The organism is Saccharothrix sp. NBAS 001, from assembly GCF_056640475.1.
The window spans coordinates 2,030,495-2,049,849 of record NZ_CM153251.1; the positions used below are offsets into that span (position 1 = coordinate 2,030,495).

General features: G+C 74.2%; 17 protein-coding genes. 9 read left to right on the forward strand and 8 right to left on the reverse strand.

Going from position 1 to position 19,355, the window contains the following annotated elements; translation table 11 throughout:
- The 4 genes from AC0HI0_RS08795 to AC0HI0_RS08810 all read left to right on the forward strand — a co-directional run bounded on the left by AC0HI0_RS08795 (nucleotide 1) and on the right by AC0HI0_RS08810 (nucleotide 3,633).
- A complete protein-coding gene (locus AC0HI0_RS08795) occupies nucleotides 1-432 on the forward strand; it encodes an OsmC family peroxiredoxin (RefSeq protein WP_480931786.1) in 432 nt (143 codons plus the stop codon).
- Nucleotides 429-1,130, forward strand: coding sequence for a cupin domain-containing protein (locus AC0HI0_RS08800; protein ID WP_480931787.1), 702 nt, complete (start codon nucleotides 429-431; stop codon nucleotides 1,128-1,130). Before AC0HI0_RS08795 ends, AC0HI0_RS08800 begins: the two co-directional genes overlap by 4 nt.
- A gap of 128 nt (nucleotides 1,131-1,258) precedes the next feature.
- A complete protein-coding gene (locus AC0HI0_RS08805; protein WP_480931788.1) occupies nucleotides 1,259-2,020 on the forward strand; it encodes a cyclase family protein in 762 nt (253 codons plus the stop codon).
- Nucleotides 2,017-3,633: a thiamine pyrophosphate-binding protein gene (locus AC0HI0_RS08810; protein WP_480931789.1), complete on the forward strand. Its 1,617-nt coding sequence runs from the start codon at nucleotides 2,017-2,019 to the stop codon at nucleotides 3,631-3,633. Before AC0HI0_RS08805 ends, AC0HI0_RS08810 begins: the two co-directional genes overlap by 4 nt.
- Before the next feature lie 23 nt (nucleotides 3,634-3,656).
- On the opposite strand, the gene AC0HI0_RS08815 is transcribed toward AC0HI0_RS08810, so the two are convergent.
- Nucleotides 3,657-4,592, reverse strand: a complete 936-nt coding sequence (locus tag AC0HI0_RS08815) for a GlxA family transcriptional regulator (RefSeq protein ID WP_480931790.1) — start codon at nucleotides 4,590-4,592, stop codon at nucleotides 3,657-3,659.
- Between the two features lie 71 nt (nucleotides 4,593-4,663).
- Here AC0HI0_RS08815 and AC0HI0_RS08820 point away from each other — a divergent pair, with 71 nt between their 5' ends.
- Nucleotides 4,664-4,999 carry a cupin domain-containing protein gene (locus AC0HI0_RS08820; RefSeq protein WP_480931791.1) on the forward strand — a complete coding sequence of 112 codons (336 nt, stop codon included), beginning with the start codon at nucleotides 4,664-4,666 and terminating at the stop codon, nucleotides 4,997-4,999.
- Nucleotides 5,000-5,117: 118 nt separating this feature from the next.
- The gene (locus AC0HI0_RS08825) at nucleotides 5,118-5,618 is read left to right on the forward strand and encodes an RICIN domain-containing protein (RefSeq protein ID WP_480931792.1); all 501 of its coding nucleotides are present in this window, start codon (nucleotides 5,118-5,120) and stop codon (nucleotides 5,616-5,618) included.
- A 74-nt stretch (nucleotides 5,619-5,692) separates the two neighbouring features.
- Here the strand turns inward: AC0HI0_RS08825 and AC0HI0_RS08830 are convergent, their stop codons facing one another.
- The gene (locus AC0HI0_RS08830) at nucleotides 5,693-6,571 is read right to left on the reverse strand and encodes a class I SAM-dependent methyltransferase (RefSeq protein ID WP_480931793.1); all 879 of its coding nucleotides are present in this window, start codon (nucleotides 6,569-6,571) and stop codon (nucleotides 5,693-5,695) included.
- 342 nt (nucleotides 6,572-6,913) lie between these two features.
- Nucleotides 6,914-8,077 carry an epoxide hydrolase family protein gene (locus tag AC0HI0_RS08835; RefSeq protein ID WP_480931794.1) on the reverse strand — a complete coding sequence of 388 codons (1,164 nt, stop codon included), beginning with the start codon at nucleotides 8,075-8,077 and terminating at the stop codon, nucleotides 6,914-6,916.
- A 63-nt stretch (nucleotides 8,078-8,140) separates the two neighbouring features.
- Here AC0HI0_RS08835 and AC0HI0_RS08840 point away from each other — a divergent pair, with 63 nt between their 5' ends.
- Nucleotides 8,141-9,121: a helix-turn-helix transcriptional regulator gene (locus AC0HI0_RS08840; RefSeq protein WP_480931795.1), complete on the forward strand. Its 981-nt coding sequence runs from the start codon at nucleotides 8,141-8,143 to the stop codon at nucleotides 9,119-9,121.
- Between the two features lie 792 nt (nucleotides 9,122-9,913).
- A complete protein-coding gene (locus AC0HI0_RS08845; RefSeq protein WP_480931796.1) occupies nucleotides 9,914-11,737 on the forward strand; it encodes an ABC transporter family substrate-binding protein in 1,824 nt (607 codons plus the stop codon).
- Between the two features lie 151 nt (nucleotides 11,738-11,888).
- Here the strand turns inward: AC0HI0_RS08845 and surE are convergent, their stop codons facing one another.
- Nucleotides 11,889-12,626, reverse strand: a complete 738-nt coding sequence (gene surE, locus AC0HI0_RS08850; protein WP_480931797.1) for a 5'/3'-nucleotidase SurE — start codon at nucleotides 12,624-12,626, stop codon at nucleotides 11,889-11,891.
- Between the two features lie 429 nt (nucleotides 12,627-13,055).
- On the opposite strand from surE, the gene AC0HI0_RS08855 reads away from it, so the two are divergent.
- Complete coding sequence (locus AC0HI0_RS08855) at nucleotides 13,056-14,642, forward strand: hypothetical protein (RefSeq protein WP_480931798.1); 1,587 nt, start codon at nucleotides 13,056-13,058, stop codon at nucleotides 14,640-14,642.
- A 61-nt stretch (nucleotides 14,643-14,703) separates the two neighbouring features.
- On the opposite strand, the gene AC0HI0_RS08860 is transcribed toward AC0HI0_RS08855, so the two are convergent.
- From AC0HI0_RS08860 to AC0HI0_RS08875, 4 genes are all read right to left on the reverse strand, one after another.
- Nucleotides 14,704-15,957 (reverse strand): alpha/beta fold hydrolase, encoded by a 1,254-nt coding sequence (locus AC0HI0_RS08860; protein ID WP_480931799.1) that lies wholly within the window; start codon nucleotides 15,955-15,957, stop codon nucleotides 14,704-14,706.
- 82 nt (nucleotides 15,958-16,039) lie between these two features.
- Entirely contained in the window at nucleotides 16,040-16,702 is a 663-nt protein-coding gene (locus AC0HI0_RS08865) for a response regulator (RefSeq protein WP_480931800.1), read from the reverse strand.
- Nucleotides 16,672-18,579: a sensor histidine kinase gene (locus AC0HI0_RS08870; protein ID WP_480931801.1), complete on the reverse strand. Its 1,908-nt coding sequence runs from the start codon at nucleotides 18,577-18,579 to the stop codon at nucleotides 16,672-16,674. The genes AC0HI0_RS08865 and AC0HI0_RS08870 overlap by 31 nt, the downstream gene beginning before the upstream one ends.
- Nucleotides 18,580-18,630: 51 nt before the next feature.
- Nucleotides 18,631-19,341: a Crp/Fnr family transcriptional regulator gene (locus tag AC0HI0_RS08875; RefSeq protein ID WP_480931802.1), complete on the reverse strand. Its 711-nt coding sequence runs from the start codon at nucleotides 19,339-19,341 to the stop codon at nucleotides 18,631-18,633.
- Nucleotides 19,342-19,355: the final 14 nt, after the last annotated feature.

Below are 19,355 nucleotides of genomic sequence, written 5' to 3' on the forward strand. Positions count from 1 at the left end.
GTGCTGCACATCCGCAAGTCCTCCCGAGCGAGCTGGCACGGCCCGGCGTCCACCGGCAGCGGGACGCTCGACCTCGGCCGGCGGGGCGCGTCCCTGCCGTTCAGCCTGCGCAGCCGGGTCGGCGACGAACCCGCCACCAACCCCGAGGAGCTGCTCGGCTCCGCGCTGGCCGGGTGCTTCTCGATGTCGCTGGCCAACCTCGCCGAGGAGAACGGCACCCCGGTCGAGGCCGTCGACGCGATCGCCGTCGTCCACCTGGTGCAGACGCCCGAGGGCTTCCGCATCCCCACCGTCGAGCTGTCCTGCGTGGTGCACGCGCCGGGCGCGGACGAGGCGCGGCTGCGCGAGATGGCCGAGGAGGCCGAGCGCACCTGCCCCGTCCGGCTCCTCTACAACGCCGAAGTCACCCTGAAAGTCGAGGTCCGGTCGTGAGCAAGGTCTTCCACTACAGCGAGGTCGAGCCGTCCCGCGCGGACGGTGACACCGTCGACGTCCGCGACACCCACCGCGACGACGAGAACGGTCTGCGCCAAGCGGTCTACCACGTGCGCGCGGGCCGGTCGAAGCCGCGTTCGCCCGGTGCCGGGCGGCTGGAGACCCTGTTCGTGCTCTCCGGCGAGGGAACCCTGCACACCAACGGGGAAAGCCACGCGCTGCGCGCGGAACTGGCCGTGCTCGTGGTCGGCGAGGACACCTACGAGATCACCACGGACAGCGAGGTCGTGCTGGTGTCGGTCTCGGCCGAACAGCACCCGGACGTGGCGTGCGGCGCGTACCGCCCGTCGATCGACCTCGCCGACCAGGTCAAGCAGGACGCGGTCAGCGACCGGGAGTACCAGACCCTGTTCGACCCCGAGAAGGGGTGTTCGGGCGTGACCCAGTTCGTCGGGTACATCCCGACCCTGCGCACGCCCATGCACTTCCACCCCTACAGCGAGATGGTGTTCGTGCTCTCCGGTGTCGGCCAGGTGGAGATCGCCGGCGCGACGTCCGAGGTCGGCGCGGGCACCTGCTTCTACCTCCCGGCCGGCGTCCACCACCTGGTGGAGAACCTCGGCGACGAGGGCTTCCTCCGGCTGCTCGGGGTGTTCGTGCCCGCCGGCAGCCCCTCGGAGAACATGCCCGCCTGACGTGTCGCGCGACACGTCAGGCGACACGACCCCAGTACCCTGCGCGTCGAGCGGTCCCTCGACGTCGTGACCAGGGCCGCCACCGACGACGCACGGCGGCCCACAGCTCCGTGAGATGGGAGAGGCTGATGTCGATTCTGTCCGACCTGCTCGGCGCGCTCGGTTCGGGACGGGTCGAGGTCGTCGACCTGACCGCCCCGCTGCACTCCGGCACCCCGCTGCTGCAGCTCCCGGAACCGTTCGCGAACACCATCCCGTTCCGGCTGGAGGAGATCAGCCGCTACGACGACCGGGGACCGGCCTGGTACTGGAACGACATCCACACCGGCGAGCACACCGGCACCCACTTCGACGCCCCGGTGCACTGGGTGACCGCGCGCGACGGGGAGGACGTCTCCCAGGTCGCGCCCGGCAAGCTCGTCGCACCCGCCGTCGTGCTGGACTTCTCCGCGCAGGCCGCGCAGGACCCGGACTTCCTGCTGGAGGTCGAGCACGTGCGGCAGTGGCAGGAGGAGCACGGCCCGCTGCCCGACGGCGGCTGGCTGCTCTACCGGACCGGCTGGGACGTGCGCGGGGAGAGCCAGGCGGACTTCGTCAACGGCGGCCACAGCCCCGGCATCTCCCCGGAGTGCGCCCGCTGGCTCGCCGAACAGGCCCCGGTGATCGGCGTCGGCGTCGAGACCGTCGGCACGGACGCGGGCGCGGCGCACTCCTTCGAGCCCGCTTTCCCGTGCCACTCCTACCTCCTGGGCGCGGGCAAGTACGGCCTGACGCAGTTGCGCAACCTCGCGGACCTGCCGCCGACCGGTGCCGTGGTGCTCACCGCGCCGCTGCCGATCGTCGGCGGGTCGGGCAGCCCGACGCGGGTGCTGGCCCTGGTCGAACGATGACCGTCGCGGACGCCGTCGGCCGCGCGCTGGCCGACCTCGGTGCCGACCACGTCTTCGGCGTGGTCGGCAGCGGGAACTTCCACGTCACCAACGCCCTGGTCGCCGGGGGAGCGCGGTACGTGGCCGCCCGGCACGAGGGCGGCGCGGCCACGATGGCCGACGCGTACGCGCGCACCAGCGGCCGGCTCGGGGTGCTGTCGGTGCACCAGGGCTGCGGGCTGACCAACGCGATGACCGGCATCGCCGAGGCCGCCAAGAGCCGCACGCCGATGGTCGTGCTGGCCGCCGAGGTCACCTCGCCGCACTCGAACTTCTACGTCGACCAGACCGCGCTCGCCACCTCCGTCGGCGCGGTCGCCGAGCGCGTCACCTCCGCCGAGTCCGCCGTGGACACCGTCGTCCGGGCGGTCCGCCGGGCCACCCACGAGCGTCGCACCGTCGTGCTCAACCTGCCGCTGGAGCACCAGTCCGCACCGGCGGCGGCCGTCCCGCTCGACCCGCTGCCGGCGTACCTGCCGCCGACGCCCGACGCGGCGTCGGTCGAGGCGCTCGGCGCGGCGATCTCCCGGGCACGCCGGCCGGTGTTCGTCGCCGGCCGGGGTGCCCGGCACGCCCGCGCGGAGCTGGAACGCCTCGCCCAGCGGTGCGGCGCGCTGCTGGCGACCTCCGCCGTGGCGAACGGCCTGTTCGTCGGAAACCCTTGGTCCCTGGGCATTTCCGGTGGTTTCGCCACCCCTCTCGCGGTCGAGCTGATCGCCGGCGCGGACCTCGTGGTGGGCTGGGGCTGCGCGCTGAACATGTGGACCATGCGGCACGGCAGCCTGATCGGCCCCGGCGCGACCGTCGCGCAGGTCGACCTGGACGCCGACGCCATCGGCGCGCACCGGCCGGTCGACCTGGGTGTCGTCGGCGACGTGCGGGCGGTCGCCGCCGCCGTGCCGGTCGAGGAGTCGTCGGGCTACCGCTCGGCCGCGCTCGCCGAGCGGATCGCGGTTTCCGGGCGGTGGCGGGACGTCCCGTACACCGAGGAGTCCGAAGTGGACCGGATCGACCCGCGCGCGCTGTCCGCCCGGCTGGACGATCTGCTCCCGGCGCAACGGGTCGTGGGCGTGGACTCGGGCAACTTCATGGGCTACCCCAGCGCGTTCCTCTCGGTGCCCGACGAACGCGGGTTCTGCTTCACCCAGGCGTTCCAGTCGATCGGGCTGGGCCTGGCGACCACGATCGGCGCGGCGCTGGCCGAACCCGACCGGCTGCCGGTCGCGGCGCTGGGCGACGGCGGCGGCCTGATGGGCATCGCCGAGCTGGAGACCGTGGTCCGGCTCGGCCTGCCGATGGTCGTGGTGGTGTACAACGACGCCGGCTACGGTGCCGAGATCCACCACTTCGGGCCGGACGGCCACCCGTTGGACACCGTGCGGTTCGCCGAGACCGACCTGGCCGCCATCGGGCGCGGTTTCGGCTGCCGCGCGCTGACCGTGCGCCACCGCGACGACCTCGCGGGGGTCGCCGACTGGCTCGACGGTCCGCGCGACACCCCGCTGCTGATCGACGCCAAGGTCACCACGCGGCGCGGCTCCTGGTGGCTTGAGGAGGCGTTCCGGGGCCACTGACCGGCCGGGCCTCGACACGGGCCTCAGGTGAGGCGGAACGCGCGCCGGTAGGCACCGGGGGTCGTGCCCACGTGGGCGCGGAACCGGCGGCGCAGGTTGACCGCCGAGGCGAGGCCGACGCGGGCCGCGATCGCCTCCACGGGCAGGTCGGTCTCCTCCAGCAGGGTGCGCGTCTCGGCGACCCGGCGGGCCAGCAGCCACGCGCCCGGCGTCGTGCCGAGCCGGTCGGCGAAGCGCCGGGCCAGGGTGCGGGGCGAGACGTTGAGGTGCGCGGCCAGGTCCGCGACCGACAACGGCGTCCCCAGGCGCGCGCCGGCCCACTCCAGCAGGCCGTCGAGCGCGTCGGCGGGCGGCGGGGGCGGCGCGTACTGGGCCTGGCCGCCGTCGCGGTGCGGCGGCATCACCATGTGCCGCGCGACGAGGGCGGCGTGCGCGGCCCCGTGGTCCCGGCGGACCAGGTGCAGGCACAGGTCGATGCCCGCGCCCGCTCCGGCGCTGGTGGCGACGTCGCCGTGGTCGACGTAGAGCACGTCCGGTTCGACGCGCACCGCCGGGAACTCGCGCCGCAGCTGTTCGGCGCGCGCCCAGTGCACGGTGGCCGACCGGCCGTCCAGCAGCCCCGTGCGGGCGAGCGCGAACGCCCCGGTGCAGATCGTGACGAGCCGCGCCCCGCGCGCGTGGGCCCGCAGCAGCGCGCGGCGCACGCGCGCCGAGAGGGGCGTCTCGACCGGGGTCCAGCCCGGGATGATGACGGTGTCGGCGGAGGTGAGCGCCGAGAGGCCGCGCGTCACCGACATCGCGTACCCGGCCGAGGTCGGCACCGGGCCCGGGGTCTCGGTGCACACCTCGAACTCGTAGTGCTGCGGCACCCCGGCGCGGGACGTGCCGAACACCTCGGCGGCACAGCCCAGCTCGAACGTCGACTGCACCGGCCGCACCAGGGCCACCACGCGATGCATGGCAGGAAAGTACCCCATGGTGTCCTCACCGCCACTGTCGCACCACGGCCCGCACGCGGCACCGTGGTGCCATGCACCCCGAAATTCTCGCCCAGGAGGGCTACACGTCCGCGTCCGTCGCGGAATCCCCGGTCCGCGAACTCTTCCCCGGGATCCGGGTCCGTCCACTGTGGACCGGGGCGGGCGGCGCGCACGCCAACGTGCTGGAGATGGACCCGGGCACGTCCTGGCCGCACCGCGACGTCCACGAACCCGGCCCGGAGGAGGTCTACGTCGTCACGGGCACGTTCAACGACGGCGCACGCGACTACCCGCCCGGCACGTTCCTGCACGCCCCCGCCGGTTCGTGGCACGTGCCCTCCTCCAGCACCGGCTGCACCCTGTTCGTCTTCTACCCGGAGGGCTAGCGCGAGCGGGCACGGGCCGCGCAAGGACCGTGCAAGGTCCGGGAAACGGTCGGCTGGGAGCTTGGACGGGTCCACATCGCCAGGGCAGTGACCTGGCAGAACGAGGGGATGGACCCAGATGGAGAAGCTCGTCCGCCTGGTGGCGGGGTTGTTGTTCGGGTTGTCGTTGACGGCGGTGGGCGGCGCGTCCGCCAACGCCGACGTCAAGCCGCTCGCCAGCGGGTACGTGCTCCACTCGGCGCACGACAACCGGTGCCTGGACGTCTACGCGGGCGGTGCCGGACCGTGGGTGCAGTTGTGGAACTGCAACGGTCAGGCCAACCAGAAGTTCTACTACGTGTTCTACCCCGAGGGCACGGCCGAGATCCGCACGAACGACTACTGGTGCGTCGACGGTCGTTGGGGCAAGGGCGCGTCGCTGGAGCGCGCGCAGTGCGACGGGAGCATCGGTCAGCGGTGGCGGTTCGACACCGTGCCGGGCAAGCCGGGTTTGCTGGCCAAGAGCGCCCAGTACCCGAACCTGGTGTGGGACGTCTACGGCAGTGGCAGCGGCACGAAGGTGCAGTTGTGGGACTACAACGGCCAGCTGAACCAGTTCTGGAACTTCGAGTCGGTGTAAGCGGCCCGGTTGCGTGGCAGCGGACCGCCGGCGGCACCTCGCCGCCGGCGGTCCCCGCGTCCGGGCCGCGTCCGTCAGGCCGCGGTCTTGCGCAGCCAGATGCTGCCGGGGGCCTGGTCGGCCGCGTGCGGCAGGCGCTCGCGTACGAAGTCGCGTTCGGTCGCCCACAACCAGGAGGCGAACAGCAGGACCTCGAACCCGGAGTTGTAGGACAGGAACGCCCGCAGGAGGTAGTTCTCGGTCCAGTTGCGGCCTTCCCGCAGCCACTCGACGGGGTACTCGAAAGGCCAGAACACGTCGTGCACGTGCACCAGCACGCCCTGCGCCAGCCGGGGCAGCACCTCGAAGAAGAGGTGGTTGACGTCGCTGCCCGCCTTGCTCACGTGCGTGGAGTCGATGAACAGCACGTCACCGCTGCCCAGTCCGTCGAACACGGCCGGCGGCACGTCCTGGACGGGGCTGCGGACCAGCTCCCACCGCTCCCGGTCGCCGTCGCCCAGCAGGCCCAGCAGCCGTTCGGGGTAGGGCTCGACGAACGTGAAGGAGCAGCCGGGGGCGAAGCGGTCGGCGGCGTCGAGCGCGATCGCGGACGAGAAGCCGGAGCCGACCTCGACCACCCGCCGGGGCCTGGCGCGGGCCAGCAGCGAGTAGTACACGGCCGCGTCGGCGAAGCCGAACATCTCGTTGTCGGGCCGGTAGCGCCAGTCCGGGTGCGGGCCGGTGGGCACCTCGCTCCACCTCGGCGCGAGTTCTCCGGCCAGCTCCCGCTGGTGCGCCTCGCGCAGGTCGATCCCGGGCAGGGCGCGCGGACCCCGGTCGACACCGACCGCCCGCGCGATGTCCTCCCGCCCCGGGACCGGCGAGTAGAAGTGGCCGGTCGGCACGTACAGCGGATCGCCGAGCGCCGACCACGCGCCCCGGACCGCCTTGATCACCGCGCGCGCCTGGTTCATCCGCACGCCCCCTCCCACGTCGGCGTTCCCCCGTCCGCAATCCTGCCGACCGCGCACCGGAACCGGTCCGCAATTCCCGATCCCGCCGGCTGCGGTCCGGGCGGGTGCCTGGTGGGAGGCCGGGCCGGGGCCCGGAATCCGGCGCATTCCACCCGGGACCCGGGTCGCGGAACCGGTCCGGTCCACCGTTCGCCGCCGATCGGCTACTGCGGTCGCGCCGCACCCGGCCCGGTCACCGTCCGAAGAGGACGGTGTGGTCCACGCCGGGGGCGGCGAACGTGAGATCTCGCACAGGCGGGCCGCGCCTGCCCCACGTCCCGGTCGGCGAGCGGTCCGCCCGCCTCAGCGGACCTTCCGGAAGAACGCCCGCACGTCCTCGACCAGCGTCTCGGGGGCTTCGAGGGCGAGGAAGTGCCCGCCGTGGTCGAGTTCCTTCCAGTGCACCACGTTGTGGTCGCGCTCGACCCAACGGCGCACGGTGACGTCGTGCGCGGACACCAGCACGCCCGTGGGCACCGTGGGCGCGGCGGGTTCAGCGGCCCAGTCGGCGGACCCGGCGCTCCAGTCGTTCGCGGAGATCTCCTCGTAGTAGATCTGGGCCGAGGAGCCCGCCGTGCCGGTGAACCAGTACAGCGAGACGGTGGCCAGCATCCGGTCGCGGTCCACGCTCTGCTCCGGCAGGCCGTCCTCCGGCATGGTCAGCTCCTTGTACTTCTCCACGATCCACGCGAGCTGCCCGACCGGCGAGTCGTGCAGGCCGTAGGCCACCGTCTGCGGGCGCTTGGAGTTGCACTGGAGGTAGCCGTCGTTGAAGTCCTGCATCGCGGCCCACCGCCGCCGGTCGGCTTCGGGGAGGTCGTCCAGCTCGCCCTCGACGCCGATGGGGAACGCGATCACCGCGTTGAGGTGCACGCCGAGCACGTGCTCCGGGTCCTGCTTGCCGATCTCCGGCCCGACCCACGACCCGGTGTCGTACCCCTGCACGCCGTAGCGCCCGTACCCGAGCGCCGCCATCAGCCGGGCGATCAGCCCGGCCATCGTCGCGGCGTTCACGCCCGGTCCGGCCAGTGGCGTGGAGAAGCCGAAGCCCGGCAACGACGGGATCACCAGGTGGAAGGCGTCGGCCGGGTCGCCGCCGTGCGCACGGGGGTCCGACAGCGGCCCGATCACGTCCAGGAAGTCGGTCACCCCGCCCGGCCAGCCGTGCAGCAGGACCAGGGCAGTGGCCCCCGGCTCCGGCGAGCGCACGTGCAGGAAGTGCAGGCGCTGGCCGTCGATCGTGGTGACGTGCTGCGGGTGCGCGTTCAGCGCGGCCTCCTGCGCCCGCCAGTCGAAGCCGCTGCGCCAGTACTCCGCGAGTTCCCGCAGGTAGTCGACCGGTACACCCCGGCTCCAGCCGACGCCGGGCAGTTCGGCGGGCCACCGGGTGGCGGCCAGCCGGGCGGCCAGGTCGTCCAGGTCGGCCTGCGCGATGTCGACGGAGAAGGGGCGGATGTCCTGTGTCATGCCGACCACGCTAGGAAGCCCTTAGGACAGGTTCGGTCCTAAGCACCGGGCAGGATGGGGACCATGCCGGAGACCTCCGCGAGACTGCTGAAGCTCCTGTCGCTGCTCCAGGCCCACCGCGACTGGTCGGGCACCGACCTGGCCGAACGCCTCGGCGTGACGACGCGGACCGTGCGGCGGGACGTGGAGCGGCTGCGCGACCTGGGCTACCCGGTGCACGCGCTCCAGGGCACGCCCGGCTACCGGCTCGGCGCGGGCGCGTCCCTGCCGCCGCTGCTGCTCGACGACGACGAAGCCGTGGCCGTCGCGGTGGGGCTGCGCACCGCCACGAGCAGTTCGGTCGCGGGCATCGAGGACACGGCGTCGCGCGCGCTCACCAAACTGGAGCACGTGCTCCCGTCCCGGCTGCGCCACCGGGTGCGCACCTTGCAGACCGCGACCGTGCGCGCCGGGGTGGCACCGGGCCCGCAGGTCTCGGCGGACACCCTGATGACCATCGCCGACGCCTGCCGCCGGCACGAGCGGCTGCGCTTCGACTACACCAGCCCGCGCGGCGGTGCGTCCCGCCGGATCGCCGAGCCGCACCGCCTGGTCAACTTCGGCCGGCACTGGTACCTGGTCGCCTTCGACGTCGACCGCGACGACTGGCGCACCTTCCGGGTCGACCGCCTCGACCCGCGTCCCCCCGCCGGCCCGCGCTTCGCGCCGCGCGAACTGCCGTACGAGGACGTGGCGACCTACCTGGCGCACCAGCTCTCGGCCCGGGCGTGGGCGTGCCGGGCGACGGTCGTCCTGCACGAGTCGGCCGAGGCCGTCGCCGACCGGGTGTGGCCGGGCATGGGCGCGGTGGAGGCGGTCGACGACCGCGGTTGCCTGCTGCACGTCGGTGCCGAGACGCCCGCCGACCTGGTGTGGATGATCACCTCGGTGCAGACCGACTTCACGCTGGTCAGCGGCCCGCCCGAACTCGCCGGGGCGTTGCGGCGACAGGCGCGGCGCTGCCTCGACGCGATCGGCGGGCCGGCTCCGGGCGCGAATCCGTGACGGGTCGGTGCGTCGGCCGCGTCGGGAACCTGGTTGTGCGGCGGCTGCTCAGTAGCGACTCTGCCCAGTAGCGACCCTGGCCTGTTGCGCGCGTGGCGGACCTGCCGGTCGCCGCCTTCCCGGTCGTCGCGGGGGTGGTCGGCGAGGATCCGTTGTGAGGTGCGCCAGGCCGTCGATCCACCGCCACGGGAGCACCGGCACGACCCGACCGCGCGACGCGCCCGTTACCGGGTGAAATGGGCGGCGGCTTTCGCCGAACCGGTCGTGCGGTGGTGACGGATTCCGGGCCGGGGCGCATCTGGGGTCGGCCCGCCGGTCGCCGGGTGATCGAGTGGGGATGCCGGAAGGGGGCGGTCGAAACGGTGGCCGCAGCTCTGTGAAGTTAATATCCGGGAGAGCGGTGTGGGAAATCACATTCAGGGTCGCCCGGGAGTGGGTAATTCGACGCGGTTAGCGACGGTCGGTGACGTGTCGGGTACGCGCCGGGTCGGCAGGGTACCGGGTCGCCGGTGTTGGCGCAGGTTGTCCGGGATCGGCGAGGAATGTCCGAACATCGTTGCCTGACACTTGTCACGAGCGGTCGCGCGGACCTCGAAAAACACGTTCTGACCTGCACGAATGCTTGCCGGTAAGGCTCGGTACTTGTCAGGTGCGCGAGCGCCCGTCATCCGCGTCGAATGCGTCACAGCGAGGCGGTGCTAAGGTCATCTCGTTTGTGTATGCAGTGTTCGTGGCCGACTTGCGGCAATTCGACCGATTGTGTCGCGGCCGGCACGGGGAGGGTGCAGATCAATGAGGCGATCAAGGGCGGTATCGGGGCTCGCGCTGCTCGCGTGCGCGTCGTTGCTGTTGGGGGCGTGCGGCAGCGGCGGCGACGGGACTGGTGACCAGGGGCCCCTCCAGAACTCCGACCCCGGCAAGATCGGTGGTCAGGACGAGCTGTTCAAGCGTCCCAAGGTGGACGACATCGGTGAGATCGCGGTCGCGATCGAGGAGAACTTCCACAACTACAACAACAACCTCGGCGCGACGAACAACTTCTCCAGCACCATCGCGCTGTCGAACGTGCAGCCTTCGCCGTACATCCTCGACCTGGTCGACGGCAAGTTCGTCATCAAGGTCGACGGCGACCTGATGGAGTCGATCAAGGTCACCTCGACCGACCCGCAGGTCATCGAGTGGAAGGTCAACAAGGCGGCGGTCTGGTCGGACGGGAAGCCGATCGACTGCGGTGACTTCCACCTCAAGTGGCTGGCCGCGACGAGCAAGGCGACGACGAAGGGCGAGGACGGCTCCGAGGCGTCGATCTTCGACACCTCGCCGACCGGCTACGAGAACATCGAGAAGCTGGAGTGCTCGAACGAGGACAAGACGATCACGACCTCGTTCTTCAAGGACAAGCCGTTCGCGGACTACCGCGCGCTGTTCTCCCAGATCGGCAGCGACAGCCTGCTCCCGTCGCACCTGCTGGAGGAGAAGACCGGCGTCGCGGACATCACCAAGGTGCTGCCGTCGCAGAACGACGACACGGTGAAGAAGGTCGCGGAGTTCTACACCAAGGGCTGGCTGGGCTTCGACGCCTCGGTCGCGCTCTCCGGTGGCCCGTACCTGATCGAGTCCTCGGACCTGAAGGACCAGACGGTCCTCGTGCGCAACCCGAAGTGGTGGGGCGAGAAGCCCTCCGCGTCGAAGGTCGTGCTCAAGACCAACTCGGACCCGCAGTCCGCGGCGCAGCAGCTCCAGAACAAGGAAGTCGTGGTGATCGCGCCGCAGGCCGACGCCGCGGTGGCGCAGCAGCTGCGCGGCGACAGCGCGTTCAACGTGTACGCCGCCGGTGGCCAGACCTACGAGCACGTCGACTTCAACATGGCGCGCCCGCTGTTCAAGAACAACAAGGAGCTGCGGACCGCGATCGCGCAGTGCTTCGACCGTCAGGACCTGGTCGAGAAGCTGGTCAAGGACGTCGACCAGAACGCCAAGCCGCTGGGCAGCCTGGTGTTCATGCCCAACGAGGTCGGCTACGAGGACCACTACAGCGACACGGGCAACGGTGACGTCGCCGCGTCGAAGAAGACGCTGGAGGACGCCGGCTGGAAGCAGGGCGCCGACGGCATCTACGCCAAGGGCGAGTACCGGGCGTCGTTCAAGCTGGGCCACAAGACGGTGCAGCGCCGCTCGGACACGGTCCGCATCCTGCAGGACAAGTGCCGCCAGGCCGGTATCGAGATCGTCGACGACCAGGCCGCCGACTTCAACGACAAGCGCCTCCCGGCGTCGGAGTTCGACGCCGCGCTGTTCGCGTGGGTCGGCCAGCCGCTGAAGGCCGGTGCGTACGGCAACTACGCCCAGAAGGACAAGGGCGGCACGGCGAACTACAACAACTACGACTCGGCCGTCGTGACCGAGCAGTGGAAGGCCGCCAACGGCGAGCTGGACTTCCAGAAGCGCACCAAGATGATGAACGACGTCGACAAGGAGATGCGCAACGACCTGGCGAGCGTCCCGCTGTTCCAGCTGACGGACTTCTCGGCCAGCTCGGCGGACATCACCCCGATCTCCTACATCGGCCTCGGTGGTGGCGTCACCTGGAACATGTACGCCTGGCAGAAGAAGTAGGCACGAAGCGGCCACGCCGGCAGCGGTTCGCCGGACGTGGTGCGCCAGGAGCGACCGGCCGGGTCTGACGGGCCGGTCGCTTCCGGCCAGGAGCAGTGCCGGACCCCGGCCCCGTCTCGCGGGGCCGGGGTCTTCCGCTCGACGGGCCCCGTCACCACGTCAAGTCGAGGTCCTCGGACACCGACCGCAGCGGGGTCACCGTCGGGTGCCCGGCGGCGAGCAGGGCCGCGTCGCTGCCGGGCGGCAGTTCGCCGGCCACGACCACCGACGTGAGCGTGATCGCCCCGTCGGCGGCCTCCTCGACCCGGCTGCGGACCGCGCCGAACTCGGCCAGGGACGCCCGGCGCGGCGGGCCGGCCAGGGGGCGGTCGGGCACGTTGAGGTTGAGCGCCGTCCCCGGCGGCAGGGCGGCGAGCCGGTCGAACAGGCCCATCGCCACCGCGACCGCCGCGGCCCAGTGCGCCACGCCCGGTGCCGGACCGACGTCGAGCGAGACGGCCATCGAGCGCGCGCCGTGCAGGGACGCGGTCAGGGCCGCGCCGACGGTGCCGGAGTGCAGGATCGCGCGGCCGACGTTCGCGCCCCGGTTCACGCCGGACAGCACGATGTCCGGCGGGCCGCCGAACGCGCCCCGGGCGGCGGCCAGTGCGATGAAGGCGGGGTGCGCGGCCACCGCGTAGGCGGGCACGTCCGGCAACCCGGCCAACGTCCGGGCCCGCACCGCCACCCGGCGTTCGTCCTCGGCGGCGGTCAGGCCCGCACCGGTCCCGCTGGACTCGTGCGCGGGCGCGGCGACGACGGTCGTCCACCCGTGCTCCAGCGCGCCACGGGCCAGGGCCGCGAGCCCGGGGGCGTCGATCCCGTCGTCGTTGGTGATGAGCGCTTTCACGTGTGGTCCTCCCGCCGTTCGAACCGGACCCGGCCGGCCCGAGGCGGTTTCGACGGACCGCCCCGCGCGAGTCCGGAGGCCAGGTCGTCGGGTCGCCACCACAATAAGTGTCCACTGTGGACGTTTGGGTCGGCTCGGACGGGTGCGACACCGCCTTCGTGCAGTGTCCTCCGCCGCGCGCGGGAGCACCACCGCGCCGACGTCCGGCGAGGTCGGGGCCACCGTCCGGTCGCCGCTGTCGCCGGAACCCCTCCACCCCGTTCCGCCTGCCTGGTGCCCCGGTTCGCTGTGTGCACAGTGGACTGTGGCCGGGCAGCGTGGAATACCGCCGGATCTTGCCCGGCGCAACGGGATTCGGCCGTTCCGTGGCTTCCCGGGGTGCGCGGTCCGGACCAGGGTGGAGGGATCGCGGACGAAGGGGGAGAGGCCATGCTCGCACGGATTTGCGGTGCCGCTGTGCTCGTCGCGGGGTTCGGGCTGGTCGGCGTGCCCGCATCGGCCGCGATCACGGTCCCGTGCGACCCGGCCGCGCTGATCAAGGCGGTCGGCGACACCGGGCAGTACGCGCTCGCGCCGGACTGCACCTACACGCTGGACCAACCGATCGGCGCGAACGGTCTCCCGGTCGTCACCGACTCGCTCACCCTCACCGGGCGCAACACCACCATCCGGCGCGACCCGCGCGCACCCCGGTTCCGGATCTTCCAGGTGGCGCAGGGCGGTTCGCTGACCCTCGACGGGATCACGGTGACCGGCGGGCACACCGCCGACGGGGCCGCGCCCGGCGCGCCGGGCGGCTCCGGCGGCGCGATCGACAGCGCGGGCCAGGTGCTGGTGGCGCGGTCGACGCTGGCGGGCAACCGGACCGGTGACGGCGCGCCCGCCGGGGCCGGGCAGCCCGGTGCCTCCGGGGGTTCCGGCGGCGACGGCGGCGCGGTGTCCAGCACCGGGACGCTGATCGTGCGCCAGTCCGTGCTGAAGGACAACGCCACCGGGCGCGGGGCGCGGGGCGGTGCCGGGGGTGCGGCCCCGGCGGCCGGCGCGGACGGCGGCGAGGGCGGTGACGGCGGGAGCGGTGGTTCCGGCGGCGCGATCGCCGCCGGCGGCAACACCTCCGTGATCGGCAGCACGCTCGAAGGCAACCGGACCGGCCAGGGCGGCGCGGGTGCGAACGGGGCGGCGGGCGGTGCCGCCACCGGCGGACCCGGTGGCCGGGGCGGGAAGATGGGCTTCGGCGGCGCGGGCGGCGACGGCGGCGCGATCGGCAGCAGCGGCGTGCTCACCGTCGCCGACACCGCGATCCGGCGCAACGCCACCGGGGACGGCGGCCCCTCGGGTGACGCGGGCGCGGGTGGGCGCGGCGTCACGGGCGGCGCCGGCGGCGGGATCTGGGGTGGGCGGGAGTCCCGCTCCGGCGGGTCGGGCGGCCACGGCGGCGGCATCGCGGCGTACGCGGACGGCCCGGTCACCCTCGAACGGGCGACCGTCGTGGACAACCACACCGGCAACGGCGGCGCGGGCGGGCGCGGCGGTGACGGCGGCGCGCCGGACGGCCTGGCGGGCAGCGGCGCGGTCGGTGGCGGCAGCGGTGACGGCGGTGGGATCCAGCTCGGCTCGGGCCCGGCGAACCCGGTGGCGTGGCTCGCCGGCGGCCGGATCGCCGGCAACCGCACCGGCCACGGCGCGGACGGCGGCGCGAGCGGGCGCGGCGGCTCCGACCTGCGGCTCGGGCACGGCGGCAGCGGAGGGCGCAGCGGCAGCGGCGCGGGCGTCCACGTGAGCAAGAAGCGCGGCGCGCACCTGGAAGACCTGACCGTCACCGCGAACGCCACCGGCGACGGCGGCAAGGGCGCGCCGAGCCGTGCGACCGGTGGCCACGACGGCAGTCCCGGCGACCGGGGGACCGGGGGCGGCGTCGGCGCGTCCTGGTACGTGCCCGACCCGCCGTCGATCGAGCTGAAGGGCGACCGGATCAGCGGGAACCAGCCCGACCAGTGCAGCTTCACCTCCTGCTGACCCGACCGCGGCACCGCGAGCGGGTCGCCTTCCCCGGCCGGGGAAGGCGACCCGTCCGCGGTCAGCGCGGCGGTTCGTCGGTGGCGTGGTCCGGCAGCGGGAGCGGGGCGTCGGACAGGAACGCCCGGAGCAGGGCCAGGTAGGCGGCGGGCTGGTTGCCGGCGATCGCGTGCCCGGCACCGCGCACGTACACCAGCTTCGACGCGGGCAGGGTGCGGCGGTAGTCGCGGGTGATCGGCCAGGTCACGAAATCGCACTCGCCGCGCATGATGAGCGTCGGCACGGCGACCCGGCGCAGGGCCGGGCGCGGGTCGGGGATCCGGGCGAAGTCGGCGTTGGTGAGCTGGTTGACGTAGAAGCCCTGCATGTTGCCGTGCGGCGGGGCCGAGGGTTGGCCGGGGCAGCCGGCCGAGTCGCGGCCGGTCAGCGCGAGTTCGTGCATCCAGGTGTCCGCCTCGGCGTCGGGCACCAGCGCGTGGGCGGCCCGTGGCCCGTCGTCGAGCATCAGGAACATCGCGAGGGCGCGGGGCGAGAGGTCCGGCGACTCCTTCCACGGCGTCCCCTCGTCGGCGTCGCCGGTGATCTCGCCCCGCCAGATCGGTCCGGGCGAGGTGATCACCGCCTTCGCCACCCGGTCGGGGTGCGCGGCCAGGTACTGCGCGGTCAGCGAGCCGCCCCAGGACTGCCCGACGAGGACGAACCGGTCGGCTCCGATGGTCGCCCGGATCGCCTCCAGGTCGTCCACCTGGCGGGCCACGGTGTACTCGGTGACGTCGGCCAGCCGGGTGGAACGGCCGGCCCCGACCTGGTCGTAGGTGTAGACGTCGTAGCCCTCGGCGGCCAGCGCGCGCCCGGCGGCCGGGATGCCCTCGCCGGGCGTGCCGGGCCCGCCGTGCAGGAACACGACCGGGGTCGGCTTCGCGGTCCCGGTGGCGGGCGCGTGCTGGTAGGCGATGCGCGAACCGGTCGGCAGGTCCCAGAACCGGACGCCGGCGGGCGGCGGCGCGCCCGGCACCACCGGGCCGGGCGCGAAGACGGTGACCGCGGCGAGGACGCCGACCAGGACCGTGGCGGCCCCGCTGAACCCGAGCGCCGCCCGGCGACCCCGGCGGACGCCGAACGTCGCGAAACCCGCCCAGGCCGACAGGAACGCGGTGCCGGCGAGCACCACCGCCGCGGCGGTCGTGACGACCGGGATGCTCGCGGTGGCCGACGCGACCGCGAGGAACGTCAGGGCCGCCGCGCCGAGGGGGACCACGACGGCCAGTGCCAGCAGCGCCGAACCGGCGATGCGGCGAAGGATGATCCGTTGCACGACAAGGAACCTAGGGAGGCCGGCCGGTCCGGCGCGTCCGTCCGGGGCGGTGTTGCCGACCCCGCCGACCGGCGGGGGTCCACTACGACCCGGGGCGGACGAGCCCGCTCCGGTAGGCCGCCACGGCGGCCTGCACCCGGTTGCGCACGCCGAGCTTGTCGAGGATGGCGGCGACGTGGTCCTTCACCGTCGCGGCGCGCAGGCCCACGGCGTCGGCGATCTCCGCGTTGGACAGCCCGGCCGCGAGGTGGGTCAGCACGGTGGTCTCGCGCGGCGTGAGCCCGGCCGGCCCCGGGCCCGGGGGCACCGCCGCCCGGAAGTGGTCGAGGAGCGGCCCGGTCACGCCCGGGTCGATCACCGCGCCGCCGCCCGCCACGATCCGCACGGCGTCCACGATCCGCGCGGGCGGGGCGTCCTTGAGCAGGAAGCCCGCCGCGCCCGCGCGCAGCGCGGCGAACACGTAGTCGTCCTGGCCGAACGTGGTCAGCATCAGCACCCTCACCGCCGGGGCACCGGCGGCGATCCGCGCGGCGGCGGCGATCCCGTCCGTCCCGCGCATCCGGATGTCCAGCACGGCCACGTCGGGGCGCAGGTCGAGCGCGGTCCGGACGGCGGCGTCGCCGTCGGCGGCCTGCCCGAGCACGGTGATGTCCGGCTCGGCACCCAGGACGGCGGCGATCCCGACGCGGACGATGGCCTCGTCGTCGGCGATGGTCACGGTGACGGGGTCGGGTCGGGTAGCCACACCCGTATCGTGCCACCCTGGCCCGCTGCGGCCCGGCCGCCGACCGCGTCGGCCAACGCCCGCACCCGCCGGTCCGGCCGCGCGTGCGCCACCTCGACCTCGACTCCGGTGGGCAGGTAGGCGACGGTCACCGAAGACCCCGGGGCGAGCAGCAGTTCGGCCGCCCGGAACGCCGTCACGTCCACGACCGGGGGCACCGCCCGCGCCGCGCCGACCCGGCGGTGCCCGGCCCGTCGCCGCTCGGCCAGCACCGCGATCCCGGCGAGCGTCGGCGGCACGTCCGCCGGCTCCTCGGCGGCCAGCAGCCGCCGCAGCGCGGTCAGGCCGGCGCGCGCCCGCACCAGCACGACGGCCAGCCGGTCCTGCTCGGCGGCCGACGCCACCGCCGCCGCGTGGCCGAGGGCGTGCCGCCGCACCCCGGCCGAGATCCGCCGGTGCTCGCCCAGCGCCGCGTCCCGCGCGCTGCGTTCGAGGTCGGCGTGCGCGCGGGCCAGCGCCTCGGCCCGCCGCCGCCGCGTCCTGGCGGCACCCCACCCGGCCGCCCACACCGCGAACGCCGGGACCGCGAGCGCCGCGCCGAGAACCAGCGCGGCGGCGGGCCGGCTGCCGGTGATGCCGCTCCCGCTCGCCAGCACCACACCACCCGTGACCGCGACGGCCGAGGGCGCGGCCCAACTCCACCGCGCGGGCCGGGTCGCGGCGATCGTGCGCACCAGCAGCAGTTCCATCCACCACAGCACCAGGAACCCGTCGGCGGCCGGCGCGGAGACCCACGACAGCCGGTCGAAACCCAGCCACAGGAGGAAAGTGCCCAACGCCACCGCGAGAGCCCGGCCGGGCGCGCGGTGCCGGAACCCGACCGACAGCGCGTGCGGCACCAGGACCGCGAACAGCGCCAGGCTCGGCGGCCACGACCGCAGCGGGTCCGGCTGGTCGTCCGAGACCAGGTGGAAACCGATCGAGGTGGCCGCCGCGAGCACGACCGCGACCCAGTCCGCCGGCGGCCGGCGCTCGCGCGCTGCGGGCGGCGCGAGCGGGAGCCGGGCCCGCACCGCCCACCCGGTGCCCTCCGGCCCGGCCCGGAACGCGCCGCCGCACCCGGCCACGGCCGACCGCAGGCCCGCGAGCCCCCGGCCGGACCCGACGCCGACGACGGCCGCCCGCCCGCCGTCGTCGGCGACCGTCACCACCACCTCGTCCACGCCGCCGTCCACCACGACCCGGACGGCCGCGCCGGCCGCGTACCTGGTCGCGTTCGTCAACGCCTCCAACACCACCCGGTACACCGCGAAGACCACGTCCGGCGGCGCGTCCTCCACCGTGCGCCGGTACTCGACCCCGGCGAACCCGGCCGCGACCGCGTCCACCTCGGGCAGGGTGAGCGGCGTGCGGCCCGCCTCGGCCAGCCGGTCGAGTTCGGCGACGACCCGCCTGCCCTGCACGGTGGCGTGCCGGATCGCCTCGGCCGTCAGCTCCGGGTCGGCCAGCCGCGCCGCCGCGCCCGCCGACACCACGATCGAGGTCAACCGGTGCGCGGCCACGTCGTGCAGCACCGCCGCGAGCCGTTCCCGCTCGGCCGCCGCCGCCGTCCCGGGCACCGCCGGCGCGGCGGCGCGGTGCGCGGCCGTCGCGGACCGGACGACCCACCAGCGCCGGCACCACCGCCCCGCCGCCCACGTGGTGGCCACCGCCCCGGCCGCGACCAGGCACCCGCCGGCCGCGATCCGCACCGGCACCCCGGCCGCGACCGCCAGCCCGGCGCCGCCCAGCAGCACCGCGGACATGCCCGCGACCGCGACCCGCGCCGTGCACCGGGCCGCCAGGACGAGCGTGCCCGCCAACGCGGCGACCACGCTCCACAGCACCGGACTGCCCACGAACCCACGCTATCCGGGGACCCCGCCCGACCTGCCGGGTGCTCCCGGCCCTCAGCCGCCGGTCCGGTCGAGGTCGGCCTGGTGGCCCGCGGCGATCGTCTCCAGCCGGGCCAGGTCCGGGACCAGGACGATGCGGCGCGCGCTGGCCCGCACCGCGCCGCAGTCGCGCAGGTCGCTGAACGCCTTCTCGGCCGTGCGGGGCTTCATCCCGGCGATCGAGGCCAGCTCGATGTTGGTCAGCGGCAGGTCGAGCGTCCAGCCGCCGTCGGCGGTGCGCCGGCCGTGCCGGGTGACCAGGTGCACCAGCACCCGGGCGATCCGGGTCGAGGCGTGGTGCGGCATGGCCCGGCGCAGGTCGTTGGACCAGCGCAGGTGGTCGACGCTGGCCCTGGCCAGCTCGGCCAGCACGCCCCGGTGCCGGTCGAGCAGGTCGAGCAGCTGGTGCTGCGGGATCAGCCGGGCGGTGACCCGGCCGCACGCGGTCACCGTCGCGGACCGGGGTTTGCCGTCCAGCGCCGCCATCTCGCCGACCAGGTCGCCGGCCGAGCGCACGGCCAGCAGCGTCGGCCCGCCCTCCTCGCCGGTCGCCCACACCGTGACCGCGCCGGTCAGCAGGAGCGCGGCGTGGCCGTCCTCGGCCCCCTCGCGGAACACCGTCGCGCCCGGATCCCAGGCGACCGGCGCGCCGAGGGCGAGCAGCGCGGACGCCGTGTTGCCCGACAGTCGGCCCAGCAGACCGCGTTCCGGCCGGTCACTCTCCACGTCCCCGCCCCCTG